At 67.1% G+C, this 22,285-nt stretch carries 16 protein-coding genes and 1 pseudogene; 12 read left to right on the top strand and 5 right to left on the bottom strand.

Annotation, left to right across the window (positions count from 1 at the left end):
• Window positions 1-21: 21 nt before the first annotated feature.
• The 9 genes from ACSFCA_RS19020 to ACSFCA_RS18980 all read left to right on the top strand — a co-directional run bounded on the left by ACSFCA_RS19020 (window position 22) and on the right by ACSFCA_RS18980 (window position 13,081).
• Complete coding sequence (locus tag ACSFCA_RS19020) at window positions 22-1,296, top strand: dicarboxylate/amino acid:cation symporter (protein WP_093058209.1); 1,275 nt, start codon at window positions 22-24, stop codon at window positions 1,294-1,296.
• Window positions 1,297-1,309: 13 nt separating this feature from the next.
• Entirely contained in the window at window positions 1,310-2,044 is a 735-nt protein-coding gene (cuyB, locus tag ACSFCA_RS19015) for a cysteate racemase (protein ID WP_435460901.1), read from the top strand.
• On the top strand, window positions 2,017-3,498 hold the full coding sequence (locus tag ACSFCA_RS19010; RefSeq protein WP_435477226.1) for a dicarboxylate/amino acid:cation symporter: 1,482 nt from the start codon (window positions 2,017-2,019) through the stop codon (window positions 3,496-3,498). Before cuyB ends, ACSFCA_RS19010 begins: the two co-directional genes overlap by 28 nt.
• Window positions 3,495-3,971 carry a hypothetical protein gene (locus ACSFCA_RS19005; protein ID WP_258350467.1) on the top strand — a complete coding sequence of 159 codons (477 nt, stop codon included), beginning with the start codon at window positions 3,495-3,497 and terminating at the stop codon, window positions 3,969-3,971. Before ACSFCA_RS19010 ends, ACSFCA_RS19005 begins: the two co-directional genes overlap by 4 nt.
• A 65-nt stretch (window positions 3,972-4,036) precedes the next feature.
• On the top strand, window positions 4,037-5,377 hold the full coding sequence (tssK, locus tag ACSFCA_RS19000) for a type VI secretion system baseplate subunit TssK (protein ID WP_435460903.1): 1,341 nt from the start codon (window positions 4,037-4,039) through the stop codon (window positions 5,375-5,377).
• A gap of 9 nt (window positions 5,378-5,386) precedes the next feature.
• The gene (locus ACSFCA_RS18995) at window positions 5,387-6,148 is read left to right on the top strand and encodes a DotU family type IV/VI secretion system protein (RefSeq protein ID WP_093058205.1); all 762 of its coding nucleotides are present in this window, start codon (window positions 5,387-5,389) and stop codon (window positions 6,146-6,148) included.
• Between the two features lie 40 nt (window positions 6,149-6,188).
• Window positions 6,189-10,271 (top strand): type VI secretion system protein, encoded by a 4,083-nt coding sequence (locus ACSFCA_RS18990; RefSeq protein ID WP_435460904.1) that lies wholly within the window; start codon window positions 6,189-6,191, stop codon window positions 10,269-10,271.
• Window positions 10,256-11,491 (top strand): type VI secretion system protein TssA, encoded by a 1,236-nt coding sequence (gene tssA / locus ACSFCA_RS18985; RefSeq protein WP_435460905.1) that lies wholly within the window; start codon window positions 10,256-10,258, stop codon window positions 11,489-11,491. Before ACSFCA_RS18990 ends, tssA begins: the two co-directional genes overlap by 16 nt.
• 117 nt (window positions 11,492-11,608) lie before the next feature.
• On the top strand, window positions 11,609-13,081 hold the full coding sequence (locus ACSFCA_RS18980) for a phospholipase D-like domain-containing protein (protein ID WP_435460906.1): 1,473 nt from the start codon (window positions 11,609-11,611) through the stop codon (window positions 13,079-13,081).
• Between the two features lie 66 nt (window positions 13,082-13,147).
• Here ACSFCA_RS18980 and ACSFCA_RS18975 read toward each other — a convergent pair whose 3' ends face one another.
• The 5 genes from ACSFCA_RS18975 to ACSFCA_RS18955 form a co-directional block, all read right to left on the bottom strand.
• The gene (locus ACSFCA_RS18975; RefSeq protein WP_093058202.1) at window positions 13,148-13,585 is read right to left on the bottom strand and encodes a CBS domain-containing protein; all 438 of its coding nucleotides are present in this window, start codon (window positions 13,583-13,585) and stop codon (window positions 13,148-13,150) included.
• A gap of 48 nt (window positions 13,586-13,633) precedes the next feature.
• On the bottom strand, window positions 13,634-14,689 hold the full coding sequence (locus tag ACSFCA_RS18970; RefSeq protein WP_258350473.1) for a 2-oxoacid:ferredoxin oxidoreductase subunit beta: 1,056 nt from the start codon (window positions 14,687-14,689) through the stop codon (window positions 13,634-13,636).
• Window positions 14,686-16,533: a 2-oxoacid:acceptor oxidoreductase subunit alpha gene (locus ACSFCA_RS18965; RefSeq protein ID WP_435460907.1), complete on the bottom strand. Its 1,848-nt coding sequence runs from the start codon at window positions 16,531-16,533 to the stop codon at window positions 14,686-14,688. The genes ACSFCA_RS18970 and ACSFCA_RS18965 overlap by 4 nt, the downstream gene beginning before the upstream one ends.
• Entirely contained in the window at window positions 16,530-18,335 is a 1,806-nt protein-coding gene (locus ACSFCA_RS18960) for an FAD-dependent oxidoreductase (protein WP_435460908.1), read from the bottom strand. Before ACSFCA_RS18960 ends, ACSFCA_RS18965 begins: the two co-directional genes overlap by 4 nt.
• Window positions 18,336-18,441: 106 nt before the next feature.
• Complete coding sequence (locus tag ACSFCA_RS18955) at window positions 18,442-19,320, bottom strand: LysR substrate-binding domain-containing protein (protein WP_258350476.1); 879 nt, start codon at window positions 19,318-19,320, stop codon at window positions 18,442-18,444.
• Window positions 19,321-19,530: 210 nt separating this feature from the next.
• Here ACSFCA_RS18955 and psrA point away from each other — a divergent pair, with 210 nt between their 5' ends.
• From psrA to ACSFCA_RS18940, 3 genes and pseudogenes are all read left to right on the top strand, one after another.
• Window positions 19,531-20,625: an iron-containing alcohol dehydrogenase PsrA gene (gene psrA, locus ACSFCA_RS18950; RefSeq protein WP_435460909.1), complete on the top strand. Its 1,095-nt coding sequence runs from the start codon at window positions 19,531-19,533 to the stop codon at window positions 20,623-20,625.
• A gap of 112 nt (window positions 20,626-20,737) precedes the next feature.
• Window positions 20,738-22,042, top strand: coding sequence for an MFS transporter (locus ACSFCA_RS18945; protein ID WP_258350480.1), 1,305 nt, complete (start codon window positions 20,738-20,740; stop codon window positions 22,040-22,042).
• A gap of 39 nt (window positions 22,043-22,081) precedes the next feature.
• Window positions 22,082-22,285: pseudogene (locus ACSFCA_RS18940) on the top strand (phosphonoacetate hydrolase); the annotation flags it as partial.

Raw genomic sequence — 22,285 nt, 5'->3', positions numbered from 1 at the left:
CGCAAAGAACACGCACCCATCATGAATTCCTCCAAGCTCTACGCCTTCGTCCTCAACCCCTGGGTCGTGATCATCAGCCTCGGGGCCGGCGTGGCCTTCGGCATGCTCGCGCCCCCGCTCGCGACCACCCTGAGTTTCGTGGGCGACATCTACGTCGACCTGCTGAAGATGATCACGCTGCCCTTCATGGTCTCGGCCGTGATCTTCAGCCTGCAGCGGCTGTTTCGCGACGGCGGCACGGCCAGCCTGCTGGGGCGCGTGGCGCTGGTGTTCCTCGCGTTCTCGGCCTTCGTGGCCATTGCCGGCGCGGCCACGCTGCTGCTGCTTCGCCCCGGCGAGAACCTGCCGGCCAGCACCATGCAGACCTTCGGCCAGATCGTCGGCGGCGACTTGAGCGCCAGCGACACGGCCATGAGCCTGCGCGGCACCGACGAAGTGAAGAAGACCGCCAGCTTCGCCGACATGCTGGTGAGCCTAGTGCCCGCCAACATCTTCACGGCACTGGCCAACGGCGACACGCTCAAGACGCTGGTGTTCGCGCTGCTGTTCGGCCTGGCGGTGGGGCACGTGCCCACGCGCATTTCAGACGGCCTCACCCAGGCGCTCGAAACCGTCTATCACGCCTGCCAGACGCTGATGCGCTGGCTGAGCTTTCCGCTGCCCGTGGTGCTGTTCTGCATGAGCGCGGCGCAGCTGGGCAAGACGGGCATAGAGCCGCTGCGCGCGATGGGTGCCTTCGTGCTGGCTTTCCTGGTGGTGTCGACGGTGCTGCTGGCGGTGGCCTGCGTGATCATCTGGAAGCGCTCCAACGGCACGCTGGGGCAAACGCTCAACGCCATGCGCGGCCCCTTCGCGCTGGCACTGGCCACGCGCAGCAGCGCCACCTGCATGCCGATCATGATCGAGAGCCTGGTCACGCGGCTGGGCTTCGCGCGCTCGCGGGTCGAGCTGCTGGTGCCGCTCACGGTGTCACTGCTGCGCATCGGGCCCGTCGTGTACTACGTGTGCGCCACGCTCTTCATCGCGCAGATCTACGGCCGCTCGCTGTCGCCGGTGGAAATCGGCATCGTGCTCACCTCTTCGGTGCTCGCGGGCTTTGCCTCGGCGGGCATGACGGGGCTGGTGACGGTGTCGCTGATCGGCATGACCTGCACCTACCTGGGCCTGCCCTTCGAGGCGGCGTTCATCCTGTTCCTGGCGGTGGACCCGGTGTGCGACATGCTGCGCACGCTGGTGCTGGTCATCGGCAACACCGCGGCCGTCGCGGTGGTGTGCCCGCGGCCTTTGAAGATCTAGAGGGCACGCACTCATGTCACGCATCGGCGTCCTCGGCGGCATGGGCCCATCGGCAACGGTGGACTTCATGGAAAAGATCATCCAGCTCACGCCCGCCACGCGCGACCAGGAGCACCTGCCGGTGATCGTGGCGAACCTGCCGCACGTGCCGGACCGCTCCAGCGCCATCCTGGGCACGGGGCCCGACCCGCTGAGCGCGCTGCTCGCGGGCATCGACGTGCTCAACGACATCGGCGTGGGCGTGATCGCGATTCCCTGCAACTCGTCGCACCACTGGTATGCGCAGATGGTCGAGCACAGCCGGGCACCGGTGATCCACATCGCTCAGTCGTGCGTGGCCGCCATTGCCACGACACCGAACGAACGGCCGGTGCGGGTGGCGGTGCTCGCCACGCGCGGCGCGCTGGCCTCGGGCTTTTACCAGCAGGCGCTGCGCGAACGCGGCATCGACTTTCTCGTGCCCGACGCCACAACCGGCCAGGACCACGTGGACGCCTGCATTCGCGCCGTAAAGGGCGGCGACGTGCAGGCCGGCGCGGCAGCCTTCGAGCTTGCGCTGGAAGCACTGGCCGCCACCGGCGCCACCGCGGTGATCATGGGCTGCACCGAATTGCCGATCGCCGCGAAGGCCGCGAGCGCCGCCGGGCACAGCGCCCTGACGCTGATCGACAGCTCGCTGGAGCTGGCCCGCGCCACGGTCGCTTTCGCACTCGACAAGGGATGGAACAAGCCGACATGGGTTTCCTGACGCGCATGTCCCACAGCCTGCTCGCCCTGCTTCTGTGCATGGCGGCAGGCGGTGTCGTGGGCGTCTATGCGCCCATGGTGGGCGACGTGGGGTACACGGCGGCGCAGGTCTATCTGGCAATCGTGAGCATGGCGGCCATTCCGCTGCTGGTGGTCGCCACCTTCTTCGGCCTGCGCCAGACCATGGGGCTGCCCTTTCCGGGGCGGCGCATCGCGATGATCGCGGGCCTTGCATTGCTGCTGGTGATGAGCTGCGCGGGCACCGGGCTGGCGCTGGGCTGGGTCAACGCGCCGGGCGCGCACCTGGACGCCGAATCGCGCGAGCACCTGGGCGAGCTGGTGCAGCAGGCCGGCGACGGCGGCGACCTCGAAATGCGCCTGCACGACAGCAGCACGCAGGCAACGGCCATCGAGCGCCCCCGCGTCACGCTGGTGCCCGACAACTTCTTCCGCGTGCTGGTGGAGGGGCGTTCGCTGGGCATCCTGTCGTGCGCGCTGCTGTTCGGCCTGGCCTTTGCCGCGCTGGCGCGCACGCAGCACGCCGCGCTCAACCACATGTTCGAGGGCATCTACCGCACGCTCGAACTCATCATCGCGCGCGCCAACATCCTGCTGCCGGTGGTGGCCTTCGGAATGTCGGCGCACGTGTTCGCGCAGACCGACGCGGTGACGATCCGCGCCATGAGCGGCTTCCTGCTGCACTTCGTGGCGCTGGTGGCGCTGCTGGCCGTGGGCGCCATCGCGGTGATCCACCGGCGCGGCAACCAGCCGCTGGCCGACGTGCTGCAGCACCTGAAGACGCCGATGCTGGTGAGCCTGATGTCGTCGAGCACCACGGCCAGCATTCCGCACACCATCGAGGCGATGAGCGCGCGGCTGGGCTTCAGCCGCGGCATCGTGGAGCTGGTGGTGCCCACCGCCTCGGTGTTCCTGCGCGCGGGCTCGGCGCTGTACTACGTGCTGCTGGCGCTGTTCGTGGCCAACCTCTACGACCGCACGCTCAGCGCGGCCGACATCGGAATGATCGGCATGGGCGCGACGGTTGCGGCCTTCGCCTCGGCGGGCAACAACAGCCTGACCAACGTGGGCTACGCGGGCATCGTGCTGGCGATGCTGCAGCTGCCCATCGAGGCCGCGCTGGCGCTGTTCCTGGCCATCGACCTGATCTGCGAGGGGCCGCGCAACCTGCTGACGCTGCTGGCCACCTGCGTGCTGATTTCCGTCGTATCGGCGGGCCTGCCGTCGGAGCGTGTCACGGCGCCTGCCGCAGACGTGGCACCCGCGAAGCCGCTGCGCTTCGTGCTCACGCGCGGAAACGTCATGCTGCTGGCGGGCTGCAGCGTGCTGGCCTCCCTGCTGATTTTGCTGATGGGCATTGCCGTGGGAGCGCGGCAGGCGCAGCCCTCCGCCGCGTATGCGACTTCGGCCGCGGCGAACCCTGGAATCTCGCGATGAACCGCACAAAGACTTCTCTCTTCAGATGGATCGCCGCCCTGCTGCTGCTCTCGCAGCTGGCCGCATGCGGCAGCCTGTTTCCCAAGGGCACGCGCGTGAACTGGAGCGAGCTCACGCTGTCGGCCTCGCCCGATGCCAACCAGAACAGCCCGGTGGCGGTCGACGTGGTGATGGTGCTCGACGACACCATGCTCGCCCGCATCACCGAGCTCACCGCAGCCAAGTGGTTCGGCGCACGCGCCGACCTGCAGAAGACCTTTCCGCAGAGCCTGTCGTACCTCTCGTGGGAGCTGGTGCCGGGCCAGACGATTCGCGTGCCCTCCAGCGCCTTCGGCTCGCAGCGCGTGGCGGCCGTGCTCGTCTTCGCGAACTACACCACGCCCGGCGCCAATCGCGTGCGGGTGGAAGACCTCAAGGGCGCCGTTGTCGCCCGCTTCGACGTTCAAAGCTTCGACGTGTCGACCACACGCTGAACAACCCGGACCCTCGCCAGTGAACACCGCATTCCATCTTTCTTCTTCCTGCGCAGGAGCCCGCCATGTCTGACGTGCACAGCGCCGCCCCCATCGCCGATCGCATCGAGTGGCATGAAGGCATGCTGCTGTCGCCTCAGCACTTCCAGCAGCTCTCGGCGCGCACCGATTCCCTCGTGGCCTGGCAGACGCTGGCCGCCGCGCCCTTCAGCTGGGGCGTGCGCCGCCTGGTGTTCGACCAGGGCCTGCTGCCCGCAGGCCTGCTGCGCGTGCTGGCGCTCGACGCCATCCTGCCAGATGGCACCGCCGTGCAGTACTCGGCCGCCGAGGCCGCGCACGGCGCGCTCGAACTCTCGCTCGCACCGCATAAAGACCAGCTGGCCGTTGAGCCGCTCGACATCTACCTCACGCTGCCGGTTGCCGGCCCCGCGCGGCATCGCGGTGCGACCGTGCGCTTTCGCTCGGTGTCCGGTGCGCCGGTGGAAGACGCCGTGTCGGACGCCGAGCCCGCGAACATCCCCCGCATGCTGCCGCGCCTGGCGCTCAGCGCGGGCGCGGTGCCTCCCGGCACGCACGTACATCTGCGCCTGGGCCAGGTGTTCAAGGACAACGAAGTTGTGAAGCTGGGCGACGCGCAGCCGCCGCTGCTTGAAGTAGCGCGCGACAACCCGCTGTGGACTGCGGCCGCAGGCCTGTTGGGCCAGTTGCGCGGCAAGGCGGCCTTCGTCGCGAAACAGACGGCTGTGCCCTCTTCGCGCGTGGACGACCGCCTCGCGCACCTCGAACTGAAGGACCGGCTGCGCAGCCTGCTGTCGGGCCTGCCGCACGCCGAGGCCGTGCTGCGCACGCCGCACCTGCATCCGCTGCCGATGTACTGGTCGCTGTGCGCGCTGCTGGCTTCGCTGAGCCAGCTGCGTCCGGGCGGCCTGCCGCCGGTGCCGATGGACTACGACCATGCGAACCCCTCGCGCGTGTTCCAGCCTCTGCTGCTGGCGCTGCGCGACGCGGTGTCGGAGGTGAGCCAGGAGTACCGCGAGCACAAGTTCGAGTTTCGCCAGGGCGCGTTCGAGACCACGCTGCAGCCGCAGTGGCTGGCCGGCGCGCGCATCGTCGTCGGCCTGCGCGGCCAGTCCGACAAGGACCTGCTGGCCTGGATGGACAGCGCCATCGTCGGCGCGCAGTCGGCCTACCCCTCGCTGCGCGAGCGCCGCGTGCTGGGCGCGGTTCGCCGGCCCATCGAGTCGGCCGACGAGCTTGGCCTGCGCCCCGGCTCGGGCTACCTGCTCTACGCCATCCAGACCAGCACCGCACTGACAGTAGCCGGCGAACTGCTCGTGATCGCCAACGCGAACGAAGGCGCCACCGCGCAGCCTCCGCAGGAAATCGTGCTGTTCATCAAAGACTGATCGACCCCCATGGCACGCACCCTTCCCGACCTTGCGGTCGACGACCACATCACCAAGCAGTTCCGCGCGTTCTACGACGAGATCGTGAAAGCGCGCGACCGCACCGCCGAATCGCGCGAAACCGACATCGACATGGTGGCGCAGGCGCTGGCCCGCCACCTGGAAAACCTGCTCGAGCTGCAGTCGCTCGAATCGCGCCGCGAGAGCACGCGCTTCGAGCTGGAGAACGTGGCCGACGCGCGCTACCTCAAGGCCGCGCTGGCCGACGAGATCCTGCTGCACACGCCGTGGATCGGCCGCGAGCGCTGGACCGCGCACCTGCTGGAGTCTTCGCTGTTCCGCACCAACATCGCGGGCGACCTGGTGTTCAGCCGCATCGAAGAACTGCTGTCGGGCCGCGAGCCTTCGCGCCGCGACATCGCGCGGCTGTATCTCTTCGCGCTGGCGCTGGGCTTCCAGGGCAAGTACCGCGGCGGCGGCGAAGAAGCACGCCTGCTGGGCTATCGCGAAGAGCTGTTCCAGTTCGTCTACCAGCGGCAGGCCGACTTCTCGGGCCGCGACCGCGTGGTGTCGGAGCGGGCCTATGCGAGCACGCTCTCGCACATCGCGCCGCGCAAGCTGCCCACGCTGAGCCGCTGGACGGTGCTGTTCCTGCTGTGTACTGCCTCGCTGCTCGCGGTGTCGGAGCTGTTGTGGCTGTGGCAGTCGTGGCCGGTGCGGCAGGTGCTGCAGCCGGGCGCGGTCGATGCATCGGGGGCCTACCAGCGATGAACGACATGCGCCATTCAAAGAGCCCCAGGAGGTCGTCGCCATGCTGACAGACCAGCTCTTCCTCATTTCCATCGCAGTGCTCACGCTGGTGGTGCTGCTCGTGCTCGGCATGGTGCTGTACTTTGCGGCGCGCCGCTCGCACGCCAAGCCGTCGAGCGATCCGAAGGTCGCGCGCATCCGCTTCGACTCGCTGCGCAGTTCGTTCCGCCAGGCCGTCGAGCTGATCGAAGGCAACATCGCCTCGCGCGCCGACCGCTACGGCATTCCATGGATCATGCTGCTCAACGAGGGCGACGACCACCGCCAGCTGCCCATCGAGCAATCGGGTGTGGCGAGTGCACTGAGCACCGAGTCGGCCTCTGCCGCGACCACGCAGGGAATCTCGTGGCATTTCTTCGACCGCGGCGTGGTCATCGACATCCAGGGCGCCTACCTCGGCTCGCCCGATGACGACGATGCCTCCGAAAAGCCATGGGACGAGTTCCTGGGCATGTGCCGGGCCTACCGGCCGCAGCGTCCGTTCGACTCGGTGGTCATCACCATTCCGGCGGCGCTGCTGCTCGACGACAGCACCGACGGACGGCTCGAACTCTCCAAGCGCGCCAAGCTCGCGCACCGCCGCCTGTGGCTCGCGCAGAACCGCTTCGCGATGCGCTTCGCCGTGTACGTGCTGGTCACTGGCGCAGAACATCTCGAAGGCTTCAGCGCCTTTGCGAGCGCCCTGCCCGAGCCGCTGCGCGCGAGCATGCTGGGCTGGTCGTCTCCCTACGACCTGTCGACCACCTACCAGCCGGGCTGGGTCGACGAGGCTGTAGGCACCGTGGTGCGCTCGGTGTCCGACGTTTCGGCCGAGCTCTTCGCCACCGACACCGCGCCGCAGGGCGCCGGACCGCAGCTGCTGCTGCCTTCGCGCATCGAGGCACTGCGGGGCCAGCTGCAGCTGTACGTTGACGAGCTGATGCGCCCGAGCGCGTACCACGAGCCCTTCTTCTTCCGCGGCATCTACCTGACGGGCGACAGCGGCGAATCGGCGCAGGCCGTTGCCGCCATCGACGCCGAGCACGACAGCTACGGCCAGAAAGACCTCGAGCCCATCGGCGGCGACCTGATCGCGCAGCTGATGCGCCAGCCGGCATTCCTACGTGACCTGTTCGAGAAGAAGATCTTTCTCGAATACGGGCTCACGCGGCCGTCGCGCACACAGACGCTGGCGCGCCCGGTGCTGCACCGCGCGCTGCGTTGGACGGCGATCCTGTTCCTCAGCGGCTGGGGCATTGGCCTGGTTGTGGCCACATGGCAGCTGCACCGGCACAACAGCACGCTGGTGTCGGCGCTCTCGCAGCTGCAGCACGACGCGCAGTACCGCATGCGTGCACTGCAGCGCGGCGAGACTATTCCGACCGCGTGGTACCGCAACAAGGCGCTGTCGCTGCTGGCCATGAACGAGCGGCTGCGCACCGACGGCACGTATTCCTTCTTCATGCCCGGCTCGTGGCGGCCCTTCGACGACCTGAACGAACGCGTGATAGAGCGCATCGAGCGCGAGTTCGGCGACATCGCAGTGAGCACGCTGCGCCGCGAGCTGATGGCCCGCGTGAGCCAGCTGAGCGGCGTGGAGCAGGACGAGGCCACCGGCGAATTCATCGTCGGCGCCAACTGCAGCCTGCCGCCGAGCTTCAAGACCATTGGCGATGCGCCGCGCAAGAACGGCCTGCTGGTGGAAGACCAGCCCGAGTTCGGCGCTCTGCAGCGCTATCTTGGTTCGGCCGAACAGCTCGACACCGCACTGCAGGCGGTGGAGCGCCTGCGCCAGCCCTCCACCGGCAACGCGGAAGACCTGCGCGTGGCCGTGCGCTACGCGCTGGGCGCCGAACTGCCCGCCGACCTGAGCCGCAACCTGCGCTACTTCCGCCAGGCGGCAGAGGGCAAGGCGCTGGCGATTCCGCTGACACCGGTGCAGTCGGCGCTGCGCTGCGCGCTCGACAAGGGCACGGCGCAGCTCGACACGCGACTGTTCGTCAACAACGAGCTGCTGGTGTCCGAGCAGTCGCTGGGGCGGCTGCTGCCATCGCTTGCCAGTGCGGGCACCTTCGCGCGCACCACGGCCAGCTATCGCGAAGTGATCGCCGCCATCAAGGACCAGGAAGACCTGGTCGCCTCGGGCAAGGGCGGCTGGATGCGCCAGCCGGTGCTGGTGCTGGGCGCTTCATACGACCGCACGATCGCGCGCATCGAGCAGAACCGCCTGCTGGGGCAGGAGCCGGCCGATGCGGTGCGCGGCCGCGCGCAAGATGCCTTCCAGAAATTCCGCGCCGAGTTCAACCTGCGCTTCGGCGGCGCGCAGCCCGGCCTCGTGTGGCAGGACAAGGAAGGCCGCTTCGCACTGGCGCCCGAACGCATCGCGCTGCGCGACGCGCTCACCGCGTTGCTGGCGCAGCCCTTCATGGCCGCCGCACGCGACCGCGAGCTGCCGGGCGCGGGCCTGCGCTCGACGACCACGTGGGACCTCATGCGGCTCGACCAAGCGCTGGCCGTCGGCGACATCCGCAAGCGCTACATGACCGACGGCATGACAGCCTTTCCGGCCACGGTTCGCCCGGGCGTCGAGAGCGCGCTGAACGCGCACTTCGCGCAACTGGTGGTCGACCAGGTGGCCGAGGCCGCGACCGGTGCCAACGACGGCATGCGCCCCACGTCGGGCGCGCTGATGGCCACCGACACGCAGGCTGCGGCTTATGAAGCCTCGCGCCAGCGCCTGGCCAAGATACAGGCGCTGCTGTACGAGATGGGCGCCGGTCCGCGCGCCGAAGACCTGCGCGCGATGATGTCGCGCGACGCGCTGCAACGCCTGGAAGGCGTGGACGAAGCCTTCAACCAGTCGGAGCTGTACGCCATGCGCGGACGCGACTTCCAGGGCTGGCGCGGCGAGCGCGGGCCGATGCTGGTCGCCTTCGGCGTGCCGGACACGGGCTCGCTCGCGGCCTACCTGGGCCAGCAGTTCAATCGCACCGAAACGCTGGGCAAGCTGGCCGACAGCTACATCGCGGCGCTCGACGGCGCGGGTGCGGGCTCGGTGCTCGCGCAGCGCTGGCAGGCGATCAATCGCGACCTGGAGCGCTACCGGCTGAAGAACCCGAACAGCAGCCTGCTGCTGCTCGAGCAGTTCCTCGGCACGACCGGCGCCGAGATCGACCGCGAGACCTGCGCCGCCAAGCTGGCCGGCAAGGCGCCTGCAGCACGCATCGGCGACTACTTTGCCGACCGCCACCAGCAGATCTACAGCGCCCTGCTCGCGCGCTGCTACGAGCTGCAGTTCGGCGACCAGCAGGAGTTGTGGACGCAGTTCTCCACGCGCTTCAACCGCTCGCTGGCGGGGCGGCATCCGTTCGGCGCGGCGACGGGCCGCGCCTTCGATCTGGCCGACCCGGCGGACGTGAACGACCTCGCGCGGGCCTTCGACCCGCTGTCGCGCGCGTTGAAGGACAACCGCACCGACGGCACCGTGCGCACCTCGGCCATGCCGGGGACGGCCGCGCGCCGCTTCGCCGAGCAGTTCGGCCGCGCACGCGACTTCATGCTGCCGCTGTTCCCGACCGAAGAAGGCGCCGCGCCGGGCTATGACCTGAGCGTGGACTTCCGCGTGAACACCGGTGCCGAGATCGAGGGCAACAAGATCATCGACTGGTCCTTCGAGGTCGGCGACCAAGTGCTCAAGCAGCGCGACCCACCGCGCACGCTGCGCTGGGAATACGGCATGCCGGTGGCGCTGGTGCTGCGCATCGCGAAAGACTCGCCGCTGGTCGCGCGCGCCGACCCGCAGCAGCACGCATTGCTGACCGACGGACAGACCGTGAGCTTCCACTTCGCGGACCCGTGGGCGCTGTTCACGCTGGCGCAGCGCCAGCGTGAAGCCGACACGGTGCAACGGCCGGACGGCCGCTCGCAGCTGCTGAAGTTCGAGTTTCCGCTGGTGGCCCAGTCGGCTGGCGACACCGCCCAGTCGCCTGCGGGAGGACGCGCGCGCGTATTCCTGCGCGTTGCCGCAAGCCCCGCCGGCAAGAAGACCGCCCTGATCTGGCCCGCCGCGTTCCCGATGCGCGCCCCTGAATGGAACACGCCCTGATGGCCGCCGTGCTCGCTCCCCTGAACACCGAGGCCGCCAACGGCTTCGCACCCGACCTCGCGGCCTTCCTGGCGCCGCTGCAAATCGAAGGCGAAGGCCCCGCCGGGCCGCCGCTGCGCTACGACCCGGTGTACTCCCGCATCCGCGATGCGCGCATGGAGGAAGACGCCAGCCTGCCGATGGGCGAATGGACGCGCCCGCTCAAGAAGGCCGACTGGCGCGCCACCGAGATGCTCTGCGCCGAGGTGCTGCAGCGGCGCAGCAAGGACCTGCAGGTGGCCGCGTGGCTCACCGAGGCGTGGGTGCATCGCCATGCGATCGACGGGCTGATCGCGGGCACGCGGCTGCTCGAAGGGCTGGCGCGCGACTTCTGGCAAGACGTGCATCCATGCATTGGAGAAGACGGCGACGCCGACATGCGAACGGCCACCTTCGTGTGGCTCAACGACACCCTCGCGCAGACCTTGCTGATGCGCGTGCCGCTGCTCGCGTGGCCGGATTTCTCCCCGCCCTTCATCAACCTGGGCGACTGGCAGCGCGCGCTGACCACCGAGTTCGGCGCCGGTGCGGGCAATACCAAGTCGAAGGCGAAGGAAGTGGCGGCAGAGCCGAGCGCGCAGACGGTGTCGCGCCAGGACATCCTCGATCAGGCCGCACGCGACCTGCATGCGCTTGCCGCGCTCGACGACCGCGTGGCGCTGGCCGCCGATGCATGGCGCGACCTGGGCGCACTGCTCGACGAGCGCCTGGGCGCGGACGCGCCGAGCCTGTCGAAGGTGACGGAGATGCTGCTTCGCACGCGGCAGGCGCTGCGCAGCCTGCTGCAGGAGCGCGACCCGCGCGATGAAGAACCACCGGCCATGCCAATGGAGCCGCCCGCAAGTTGGGCGGCGGACACATCAACGCCTTCCGCGACCTCGATGGACGACAACGACATGAGCGAAGCCCCTTCTCCTCCTCTTTCTCTTTCTCCTTCCGCGCCGCTTCCGCAGGCCGCGGCGAGCGGGCGCATCGGCAGCCGCGCCGAGGCCTACCAGCTGCTGGAGCTGGCCGCCGCCTACCTGCTGCGCGAGGAGCCGCACAGCCCCACTCCCTACCTCGTGAACCGCGCGGTGGCGTGGGGACGCATGCCATTGCCGCAACTGATGCAGGAAGTGCTCCGCGAGGACGGCGACCTGAATCGGTACTTCTCGATCATTGGTGTGCGGCCCGACGCCTAGACGTCATCCATTCCTTTCAACACGTCTTTTCAGTCCCCTCACAGTCATGGCTACTCCCACTCCCCTGTTCAAGGCGGTCGCGCTCTAGGCAGCCGTCGTCACCAGGCTCCGACCATCATGGCCCGCTTTACTTGCTTCAACCCCATCTGCCGGCGCACCGTGGAGAGCGCATGGAAACCTCCTGCCTGCCCGCATTGCAAAGGCGGCGACATGCGCCAGGAAGTCCAGCCGGCGGTGTTACCTGCCAGCAAACCGGTCGTACGCGCGCTGCCCCTGGCCGGCAAGGCGACGGCATCGACGTCGTCAGGCACTGCAGTGACTCCCTTCGTCCCGCGAGGTCCGATTCAGACGGTCGACCTGCTGGTTCAGGTCTTCGATCTGTTCGATGAGCGGACCGTCGGATTTCTGGCACGGGTCTGCAGAAACTGGCATGCGGCGGCCGGCGTCGTGCTGCGTCGCTACGTGGCCGATGCACGCGGATTCGGCTCGGGATCGGGTCTCACGATGAAGAGCCAGATACTGGGCCTCCTGGCGAATACAAGGAACCTTTCGCTGGCCGTGGACAAGTTCATGCCGGTCAGCTACGGTGACGATGACAGCATCCTGGCGTATATCGTCAAGCACAGGATCAAGCTCACGCTGAAGCTGGGTACGCCGAATCAGAAGCTTCTGACACAGTTGGACAAGGCGTCGCAGAATCCCAATTTCATATACAAGCGGCACGAAATCCAAGCCTTGAGGAAGAAGCGCGAGGTGCCCGCCCTTCTCAACTACCAGGCCGAGACCGTCACTCAATTCGGCGACCTTGAGCATGAACTGCACGGCGGGCACGTTCAGACAGGGCTGATGCACAACAAGTTCTGGATCCTCGACAACAACGGCATCGTCACCGGCTCGCCCAACGTGAGCTTCTCCGCCATGGAGGGCGGCAACTTCGAGAGCTGCATCTATATCCGCAGCGCCAAGTTGGCTCCGCTCTACCAGCGCTACTTCCAGTTGCTGAGCACTCCCTACTCCGATGATTCCGTGGAATGGCAGGCCTTCGAAAAGCAGGTCACTCACTACAACCGCAACTCCACCCGCGTGAAGGCCGCTTTCGCTCCGACCGTGAACATCAGCGACTTCATCGTGGACAACTTGCACGGAGCGGTGAAGATCACGGTACGCCAATTTCTCGTGAGCACGGCAGGCATCGACGACGACACCAGCATCGTGCCTGTTCTCTGCGGGATGGCGGAGCAAGGGGCCGATATTGAAGTCTTCCTCGACGAGGCCGCCTATGACAAATATGGATTCGTACAGAAGGCCGCACTGCGACTGATGCAAAGCGGCGGCAAGGTCTACCTGCAGACTCCCGTGACAGTGGTGGGTGGGCAGGAACGGCTGCAGCACGACAAGCTGATCCTTGCCACCTTCCACAACGGCGTGAAACGCACACTGCTCGGCAGCGCGGGCGCCACCGTCAGCGTGATCGCCAACATCAATGCCGAGAACTTTCTGTGCCTCGACCTTCCCAAGGTCTACGACGAGCTGATGAAACACCACCAGAACACGCAAAAAGGCGGCACCACCAAGGCTCTGCTACTGTGAAGCTCTGACGCCGCGCCGAAAGCGTTGGCGGCTGGCGACGACCTGGCGGAATCGCGCGGCACCCCTTCAACCCAGCACGTCGTTCACCTGCTCCCGAAATTCGCTCAGGCTCACGGCCGCCCCAATCTCCCGCGGCAACGCATCGCGCACCGAGAACACGCCAAGAATCTTCGCCCCCGCCGCCAGCGGCAGGTGGCGAAAGCCCCGTTCGAGCATGAGCACGACGGCGTCGGACACCAGCGTTTCGGGCGGCACGCAGATGGGGTTGGGCGTCATCACGTCGCGCACCGCCGTGCGATCAGGGTCCAGCCCCTTGGCAAGCACCCGGGTCATCAGGTCGCGCTCGGTCAGGATGCCCAGCAGCGTGTCGGGCAGGTCCATGATGAGCACGCTGCCGCAGTTGGCGCGCGTCATCACGCAAGCGGCGTCGCGCACGTTCGCCTGCGGACCCAGGCTGATCACATGCTTGCGCGAGATGGACTGGAAAACAGTGCGCTCGGTCATGATGCACCCTCCGGAAGTGGCGTCGTGGATGGTGCCGCCGACAGCGGCTCAGCGCAAGGAGGCGTTGAGCCGTTCCAGCGCCGTGGCGCCGGGGCAAAGCTGGTCAGGCCCCATCGCGTTGAGCGGCTGGTCGCTGGTGTTGAGCGCCGTGTGCAGGTCGGTGGCCAGCGGGTCGACGTAGAGCAGGCCGGTCACCACCTCCCCCATCTCGTGGTGCCGCTGCATGTAGGCCATGGCGGCGTAGCGGTCGCCAGGGTTGTAGTCGGGGTGCAGGCTGCGCAGGCGCAGCAGCGTGCCGTCATGCTGGCGTACGTCCATCACTTCGCCCGGTTCGATATCGACGGCAATTTCGTCTCGCCCGCTGATGAAGTCGATGCGGCTCACCGCCTCGTTGTGCTCGCGCACGTAGTCGTAGCTCTTGGTGCTGCCGGGGTGGTTGTTGAAGGCAACGCAGGGGCTGATGACGTCGATGAAGGCGGAGCCGCCATGGCTGATCGCCCCTTTTATCAGTGGCACAAGTTGCGCCTTGTTACCCGAAAAGCCCCGTCCCACGTAGCTGGCGCCCAACTGCAGCGCCATGGCCACGAGATCCACCGGGCTGTCGGTGTTGACGACGCCCTTCTTGCTTTTCGAGCCCTGGTCGGCGGTGGCCGAGAACTGGCCCTTGGTGAGGCCGTAGACGCCGTTGTTCTCCACGATGTAGGCCATGCGCACGCCGCGCCGCATGGCGTGGGCAAACTGGCCCAGGCCGATGGAAGCCGAATCGCCGTCGCCCGAAACGCCCAGGTACAGAAGGTCGCGATTGGCCAGGTTGGCGCCGGTCAGCACGCTGGGCATGCGGCCGTGCACGGTGTTGAAGCCGTGCGATGCGCCCAGAAAATAATCCGGCGTCTTCGAGCTGCAGCCAATGCCCGAGAGCTTGGCCACGCGATGCGGCTCGATGTCCAGCTCCCAGCAGGCCTCGATGATGGCGGCGGAGATCGAGTCGTGGCCGCAGCCGGCACACAACGTGGAGATCTTGCCCTCGTAGTCGCGTCGCGTGTAGCCGACCTTGTTGGTGGCCAGCGTCGGGTGCCGCAACCGGGGCTTGGCAAGGTAGGTCATGCAGGCTCTTTCGTGTCGGTGCTGCCGGAGGCTTGCGTCTGCTGTTGCACGTGCGCGCTGATCGACTGGACGATGAAGCGTGCGGTGATGGGCGTGCCGTCGAAATGCAGCACCCGTATCAACCGGGCCGGATCGGCGTCCAGCTCATTGACCAGCAGGCTGCGCATCTGCGCGTCGCGGTTCTGCTCGACCACGAACACCTTTTCATGCTGTGCCAGGAACTGCACCACGCTGTCCGCAAAGGGAAAGGCGCGCAGCCGCAGTGCATCGAGATGGATGCCGCGTTCTTCCAGCGCCTGCAGCGCTTCGTGCATCGATGGGCTGGTGGAGCCGAAATAGATCACGCCCAGCTTGGTCTTTTCGGTGGCCGGCCTCAGCACCGGCTGCGGCACCAGGGTCGCCGCGGTTGCGAACTTCTTCAGCAACCGTTCCATGTTGTAGATGTAGTCCGGCCCACGCTCCGAGTACCGGGCATAGGCGTCGCGCGTGGTGCCGCGCGTGAAGTAGCTGCCCTTGGTCGGGTGCGTGCCCGGCAGCGTGCGCCAGGGAATGCCGTCGCCATCCACGTCCTTGTAGCGGCCGAAGTCGCGGCCCGCCTCGAGCTCTTCGGCGCTCATGACCTTTCCGCGGTCGTAGGCCTTGCTGTCGTCCCAGGCAAAGGGCTCGCACAGGCGCTGGTTCATGCCGATGTCCAGGTCGGTCATCAGGAACACCGGCGTCTGCAGTCGGTCGGCCAGGTCCAGCGCCGCGGTCGCATGCTCGAAGCACTCGTGCGGATCTTCGGGAAACAGCAGCACGTGCTTGGTGTCTCCGTGCGAGGCATACGCGCAGGAGAGGATGTCGGCCTGCTGCGTGCGCGTCGGCATGCCGGTGGAAGGGCCGCCGCGCTGCACGTTGATGAGCGTGACAGGAATCTCCGCAAAGTAGGCCAGCCCGATGAACTCGCTCATCAGCGAAATGCCCGGCCCCGAGGTCGCGGTGAAAGCGCGTGCGCCGTTCCATCCGGCGCCGACCACCACGCCGATCGATGCAAGCTCGTCTTCCGCCTGCACGATGGCAAAGCGGTGCTGGCCGGTGGCCGGGTCCACGCGGAATTTGGTGCAGTACTTCTGGAAGGCCTCGGCCACCGAAGACGACGGCGTAATCGGATACCAGGCCGCGACCGTGGCACCGCCATACACGCAGCCCAGAGCGGCGGCGCTGTTGCCGTCCACGAAGATGCGGTTGCCGACCCCGTCGGCGCGCCGCACCCGCAGCCCCAATGGCTCGTGAAGGTTCTCCCGCGCGAAGTCGCAGCCCAGGTGCAGCGCCTGCACGTTGGAGGCGAGCAGCTTTTCCTTGCCCTTGTACTGTTCGCCGAACAGCTTCTCGACCACCTCCGGCTCGATGCCGAGCAGGATGGCCAGGGCGCCCACGTAGACGATGTTCTTGAACAGCTGGCGCTGCCGCGGGTCCTGATAAACGGCGTTGCAGATTTCGGTGAGCGGCATGCCGATCACGCGAACGTCGCTGCGGAACTTCGATGGCGGCAGCGGCCGCGTGCTGTCGTAAAAGAGATAGCCGCCGGGCTCCAGCTCGGCCAGGTCAGCGTCCCAGGTCTGCGGGTTCATCGCCACCATCATGTCGGTGCCGCCGCGCCGCCCGAGATGGCCCTGCTCCGTCACGCGCACCTCGTACCAGGTGGGCAGGCCCTGGATGTTGCTGGGGAAGATGTTGCGCGGGCTCACTGGCACGCCCATACGCAGGATCGCCTTGGCGAACAGCTCGTTGGCCGAGGCCGAACCCGAGCCGTTGACGTTGGCGAACTTGATGACGAAGTCGTTGACTGCCTCTATCTGCTTCATGCCGTCACCCCCGCCTCCGCCCCTGCAGGCGTCATCTTCAGCAAGAACTTCTGCATATCCCACGCGCCCGTGGGGCAACGCTCGGCGCAAAGGCCGCAGTGCAGGCAGACGTCTTCATCCTTGACCATCACGCGGCCCGTCTTGAGCCCGCCGGACACATACAGGTCTTGCGCCAGGTTCAGCGCCGGCGCCTTGAGCCGGGAGCGCAACTCGACTTCTTCGCCGTTGTCGATGAAGTTGATGCAGTCCATCGGGCAGATGTCCACGCAGGCATCGCATTCGATGCAGGCAGCTTCGGTGAACACGGTCTGCACGTCGCAGTTCAGGCAGCGCTCGGCCTCCTTGAAGGCGGTGGCGGCGTCGAAGCCCAGCTCCACCTCCACGCGGATGCTGGCCAGTGCCGTCTCTGCCTTGGCCCACGGCACCTTGTAGCGCAGGTCGTTGGAGGTGTCGTTGTCGTAGCTCCACTCGTGGATGCCCATCTTCTGCGACACCAGGTTGGTCATCGGCGCCGGGCGAACGTAGACCGGCTCGGCACGCAGCAGCTTGTCGATCGACACCGCAGCCTCGTGGCCATGGGCCACGGCCGTGATGATGTTCTTGGGGCCGAAGGCCGCATCGCCGCCGAAGAACACGTTGGGCACCGTCGACTGGAAGGTGTTCTCGTCCAGCTTCGGCAGGCCCGACTTGTCGAAGGCGATGCCGCAGTCTCGCTCGATCCACGGGAATGCGTTTTCCTGGCCCACCGCCACCAGCACTTCGTCGCATTCGAAATACGCGTCCGGCTCGCCGGTAGGCACCAGCGAGCGGCGGCCCTTGTCGTCGTACTCGGCACGGACGATCTCGAAGCGCATGCCCAAGAGCTTGCCTTCTTCGTGAACGAAGGCCTTGGGCACGTGGAAGTCGATGATCGGAATGCCTTCGTGCTGGGCGTCTTCCTTTTCCCAGGGCGAGGCCTTCATCTCAGCAAAGCCGCTGCGCACGATGACTTTCACGTCGGTGCCACCAAGGCGGCGGGCCGAGCGGCAGCAGTCCATGGCCGTGTTGCCACCGCCCAGCACGATCACGCGCTTGCCGATGCTGCTGACGTGGCCGAAAGAAACTGAGTTGAGCCAGTCGATGCCGATGTGGATGCTGGCCGCCGCTTCCTGCCGGCCAGGCACGTCCAGGTCGCGCCCGCGTGGTGCCCCGCAGCCGACGAAGATCGCGTCCCACTCCTGTGCCATCAGCGCCGTCATCGAGTCGATGCGCTCGCCGCTGCGGAACTCGACGCCCAGGTCGAGGATGTAGCCCGTCTCCTCGTCGATGACCGACTCCGGCAGGCGAAAGCGCGGTATCTGCGTGCGGATGAAGCCGCCGGCCTTGGCTTCGCCGTCGAACACCGTCACTTCGTAGCCGAGCGGCGCCAGGTCGCGTGCGACGGTGAGCGAGGCCGGCCCCGCACCGACGCAGGCAACGCGCTTGCCGTTCTTCGGCTCCAGCTTCGGCATGCGCGCGCGCACGTCGTCCTTCATGTCGGCCGCCACGCGCTTGAGCCGGCAGATGGCCACCGGTTCGGGCTCCCCTGTGTTGCCCTCTTCCACCCGCCCTCGCCTGCAGGCCGGCTCGCAGGGCCGGTCGCAGGTGCGACCCAGGATGCCGGGGAAGACGTTGGACACCCAGTTGATCATGTAGGCGTCGCTGTAGCGGCGCTGCGCGATCATGCGGATGTATTCAGGGACGGGGGTGTGCGCCGGGCAGGCGTACTGGCAATCGACGACCTTGTGGAAATAGGCCGGGTTGGCAATGTTCGTTCGCTGCAACGCGTGTCTCCTGGCTGTCGCCTGGAACCCCGGAGGGGCCGACGAGTGGCTTTTCCGCCAGTATGCGCCGCGCAGGCGAATGCGCAACCTTGGTGAAATCCCGCAGCTAGCCGGCCGACCCCTCCAGGGCAACGGCAAAGAGGGCATCGATCAGCGGCCGCTCCCTGCGGATGGAAAGGCAGCACAGCGAATAGCTGATCGACAGCTGCTCATCGTCGATCGCCACTGCCGCAAGGCCCGGCAGCGGAATGAACTCCACCTGCGTGACGAAGCCGACGCCCATTCCGTTGGCCACCGCGTGCAGGATGGCCTCGCGGCTGTTGATTTCCATGGCGCAGTTCAGGTTGACTTTCTGCTGCAGGCAGGCGCGCTCGACGCGATGGCGGGTCTTGGAACCGGGCTCGCGCAGGATGACCGTTTCGTGTTCGATGTCGCGGGTGGTGATCGATGCGCGCTTCGTCCACGCATGGCCCTCGGGCACCACCGCGACGATGCGCTCCGTGCGGTAGGGCGCGATGTGCAGGCCTTCGGCCGCCGCGGGTTCGGCGACGATGCCCACGTCGATGGAGAAGTCCTGCAGCCCCCGGAGGGTGGACTCCTCCGACCCGATCGACACCGTCAGGTCCAGCGACGGATGCGCCTCCTTGAAGTTGCGCGCCAGCTCCAGCGCAATGGGCGGCGACACCGCGCCGACGCGCACCAGCCCCACCTTGAGCTTGCGCGCGCTCTCCAGGAAGAGCATCGCCTCCTCCTCCTGCCCGAACAGGCCCTGCGTGATGGCATAGAGCCGCTCGCCGGCCGCGGTGAGCCGCACGCCGCGCCCGCTGCGCAGGAACAGTTCCACGTTGAAGCGGGCTTCCAGGGCCTTGACCTGGTCGGTCACCGTCGGCTGCCCGATGTGCAGGTATTGCGCCGCCGAGGTGAAGCCGCCCGTCTTCGCCACGGCATGGAAGCATCTGATCGATTTGTAGTACTGGTGGAACATGCATTCGGGCCCCGGTGAAGCCGGCGGCTCCTTCAGGAAGAAAGCCTCTCACAAGCACGCCCGGGCGCGAATGAGCGCTTTCCCGGTCGCGATGCCCGCACGGGCGATCCATCGATTTTCGACCATGCGGACACCGGAAATGCGATTGGACGCGATAGCGGACCGCTTCGACACTGGCCGCCATACGAGACAACCGAAGCGAAAGACCCGATGCCCCACGCGTACCACAACCCCGTTTCCATCCACTGCGGCCGAGGCAGTCTGGAGCGGTTGCCCACGATCCTCGCCGGCCGCCGCGTCGTCGTCGTCACCTTTCCCGAAGCCCGCGAGCTCGGACTGGTCGCCCGCCTCCGCGAGCTTCTGAAAGACTCGCTGCTCGGCGTGATCGACGACGTGCGCCCCAATCCCGACGTGGCGCACTTGAGCGCCCTCTACAACCGCTTCTGGCAATCGCCCGAAGCATGCGACGCCATCGTCGCCGTGGGCGGCGGCAGCGCCATCGACACGGCCAAGGCACTGATGGTGGGCACGGCAAGCGGCCAGTTCGACGAGCTCGTCGGCCTGTTGGCAACCGGCAAGCCCTTTGCCCCCACCAGCGTCAAGCCGCTGATCGCGGTGCCGACGACGGCGGGCACCGGCAGCGAAGTGACGCCCTGGGCCACGATCTGGGATGCCGCCCGGCAGAAGAAGTACTCGCTGCACCTGGAGGCCACATGGCCTGAAGCCGCCATCGTCGATCCCGAGCTGATGCTCTCGGTGCCGGCGGGCACCACCGTGTCGACGGGGCTCGATGCGCTTTCCCACGCGCTGGAATCGGTGTGGAACGTGAACGCAAACCCCATCTCCGACACCTTCGCCATCTCCGCCGTGCAGGACATCTTCGAGTGCCTGCCGGCGCTGCGGGCCGATCTCGGCAACATCGAACTGCGCGAGCGCATGGCGCTGGCCGCGCTCAAGGCCGGCCTTGCGTTCTCCAACACGAAGACGGCCCTGGCCCATTCGATCTCGTACGAGATGACGCTGCGCTACGGCCTGGCGCACGGGATCGCCTGCTCGTTCACCCTGCCGATCGTTCTTGAAAAGGCATGGGCCCGCTCTCCCGATCGGGACCGCACGCTGCAGCGCCTGTTCGGGCCCGACCTGACCATTGGCGCCCGGCGCTTGCGCGACTTTCTCCAGGGACTCGGCGTGAAGACCGAGTTCGGGGACTACGGCGTGGCGGACAGCGAAGCCGCGGCCATGATCGCGCGCGCCATGGATGGAGCGCGCGGCAAGAACTTCATAGGGGCGGTGTCCGCCCAGTAGTCGGTCAGTCAGTTAGTCGGTCAGTCGGTTGAATCTGTAGAGCATCGAAAAAAATGCCGGCATTCGAGCCGGTCCCACGGACCCACGTCCGTCAAGAACAGGAGACAAAGACATGCAATTGGCAAATCAAGGCCTGCAGGCCGGGGCGTACGCGCCGCCTCTCGAACATTCATTCCGGCGCGCGCAGTGGCGAATGCTGCTGGCCGCGATGTTCTGCTACCTCTTCTTCTATACCGGCCGGCAGACCTTCGGCTTCGCCATCCCGGGGCTGCAAAAGGAATTCGGATTGTCGAAGGAGGTCCTGGGTTGGGCCTCGGCCAGCCTGCTGTGGTGCTACGCCATCGGCCAGGCGATCAACGGCAACCTCGCCGACAAGTTCGGCGGCCGGCGCGTGATGACCGCGGGCGCCATCCTGTCCTGCGCGGCCAACTGGGTGGTGAGCTTCGCCGTCGGGTTCAAGACGCTCGCGATTCCATGGGGCGTCAACGGCTACTTCCAGGCGCTCGGCTGGGCGCCGGGCAGCCGCCTGCTGTCGAACTGGTGGGGCACCGGGGAGCGCGGCAAGGTCTTCGGCTTCTACACCTTCGCTGCCGGATGCGCGTCGGTCCTGTCGTTCGTCACGTCCATCGTGGTGGTCAACGTACTGCACCTGGACTGGCGCTGGATCTTCAGGCTGCCCGTGCTGCTGATGCTGGTGGGCGGCATCGCGTTCTACCTGATCGCCCGGGAGCGCCCCGAAGACCTCGGCTTCAAGTCGCCCGACACCGGCATCGCCAACGAGGAAGACGCAAAGGCCGCCGCCCAGCACACGTCCGAAGAAAGCTCGTGGACGCGCTACAAGGCCGTGCTCTGCAACCCGAAGCTGCTCGTCGCGGCACTCGCCATCGGCTTCCAGAATGCCGCGCGCTACGGGCTGATCGTCTGGGTGCCGGTGCACTTTCTCGGCAAGGACTGGAGCAAGATGGCCGACGGCATGATCGATCCCGCATGGATCTCGGTCGCACTGCCGGTGGGCATGGCCTTCGGCGCACTCACCAACGGCTGGATCTCCGACCGCGTCTTCGGCTCGAAGCGCTACAAGGCCATCGTGCTGTACATGCTGCTGGGCGCGGCAGCCTCGGTCGGCATGTACCTGCTGCCCACGAGCATCGGCGGCCTGGCACTTCTGTTCCTCGCAGGCTTCTTCGTCTACGGCCCCGCCTCTTCGTTCTGGGCGCTGTGCCCCGACCTCGTGGGCGCCAAGCGCTCGGGCACCGCCACCGGCGTCATGAACTTCTTCTCGTACCTGCTGGCGGGCCTCGGCGAACCGCTGATCGGCCGGCTGCTGGATCACTCGGGCAACACCTCGATGGTCTTTCCGATCGTGGCCGCCAGCTGCCTCATCAGCGCCTTCATCGCGGTCTTCATCCGTCGCTGAAACAGCCCTTTTCTCTTCACCTCCAAGGAACCCCCTCTCATGAAACCCGACTCGCTGGAAGTCAATGCCCGCAGCTACCGCTGGATGAGCCGCCCCGTCGTGGTGGTGTGCGTCGACGGCTGCGAACCTGCGTATCTCGATGCCGCCATCGCAGCCGGCGTAGCCCCGTACATCGAGCGCATGCGCAAGAGCGGAGCCGACCTGCTGGCCGACTGCGTGGTGCCCTCCTTCACCAACCCGAAC

Source organism: Variovorax multivorans (assembly GCF_051216835.1).
In the GTDB taxonomy this organism is placed as follows: Bacteria; Pseudomonadota; Gammaproteobacteria; order Burkholderiales; family Burkholderiaceae_C; genus Variovorax.
The sequence above is the reverse complement of the archived record's forward strand: the minus strand, read 5'-3'. Positions and strand labels throughout refer to the sequence as shown.

Excerpts from the sequence above, each read along its gene's own strand:
- ACSFCA_RS19010 (WP_435477226.1), top strand. The coding sequence starts at position 2,017 with ATGGAACAAGCCGACATGGGTTTCCTGACGCGCATGTCCCACAGCCTG.
- ACSFCA_RS18965 (WP_435460907.1), bottom strand. The coding sequence starts at position 16,533 with ATGAAGCAGATAGAGGCAGTCAACGACTTCGTCATCAAGTTCGCCAAC.
- cuyB (WP_435460901.1), top strand. The coding sequence starts at position 1,310 with ATGTCACGCATCGGCGTCCTCGGCGGCATGGGCCCATCGGCAACGGTG.
- ACSFCA_RS18955 (WP_258350476.1), bottom strand. The coding sequence starts at position 19,320 with ATGTTCCACCAGTACTACAAATCGATCAGATGCTTCCATGCCGTGGCG.
- ACSFCA_RS18970 (WP_258350473.1), bottom strand. The coding sequence starts at position 14,689 with ATGACCTACCTTGCCAAGCCCCGGTTGCGGCACCCGACGCTGGCCACC.
- ACSFCA_RS18990 (WP_435460904.1), top strand. The coding sequence starts at position 6,189 with ATGCTGACAGACCAGCTCTTCCTCATTTCCATCGCAGTGCTCACGCTG.
- ACSFCA_RS18975 (WP_093058202.1), bottom strand. The coding sequence starts at position 13,585 with ATGACCGAGCGCACTGTTTTCCAGTCCATCTCGCGCAAGCATGTGATC.
- psrA (WP_435460909.1), top strand. The coding sequence starts at position 19,531 with ATGCCCCACGCGTACCACAACCCCGTTTCCATCCACTGCGGCCGAGGC.
- ACSFCA_RS18995 (WP_093058205.1), top strand. The coding sequence starts at position 5,387 with ATGGCACGCACCCTTCCCGACCTTGCGGTCGACGACCACATCACCAAG.
- tssA (WP_435460905.1), top strand. The coding sequence starts at position 10,256 with ATGGAACACGCCCTGATGGCCGCCGTGCTCGCTCCCCTGAACACCGAG.
- ACSFCA_RS19005 (WP_258350467.1), top strand. The coding sequence starts at position 3,495 with ATGAACCGCACAAAGACTTCTCTCTTCAGATGGATCGCCGCCCTGCTG.
- ACSFCA_RS18945 (WP_258350480.1), top strand. The coding sequence starts at position 20,738 with ATGCAATTGGCAAATCAAGGCCTGCAGGCCGGGGCGTACGCGCCGCCT.
- ACSFCA_RS19020 (WP_093058209.1), top strand. The coding sequence starts at position 22 with ATGAATTCCTCCAAGCTCTACGCCTTCGTCCTCAACCCCTGGGTCGTG.
- ACSFCA_RS18980 (WP_435460906.1), top strand. The coding sequence starts at position 11,609 with ATGGCCCGCTTTACTTGCTTCAACCCCATCTGCCGGCGCACCGTGGAG.
- tssK (WP_435460903.1), top strand. The coding sequence starts at position 4,037 with ATGTCTGACGTGCACAGCGCCGCCCCCATCGCCGATCGCATCGAGTGG.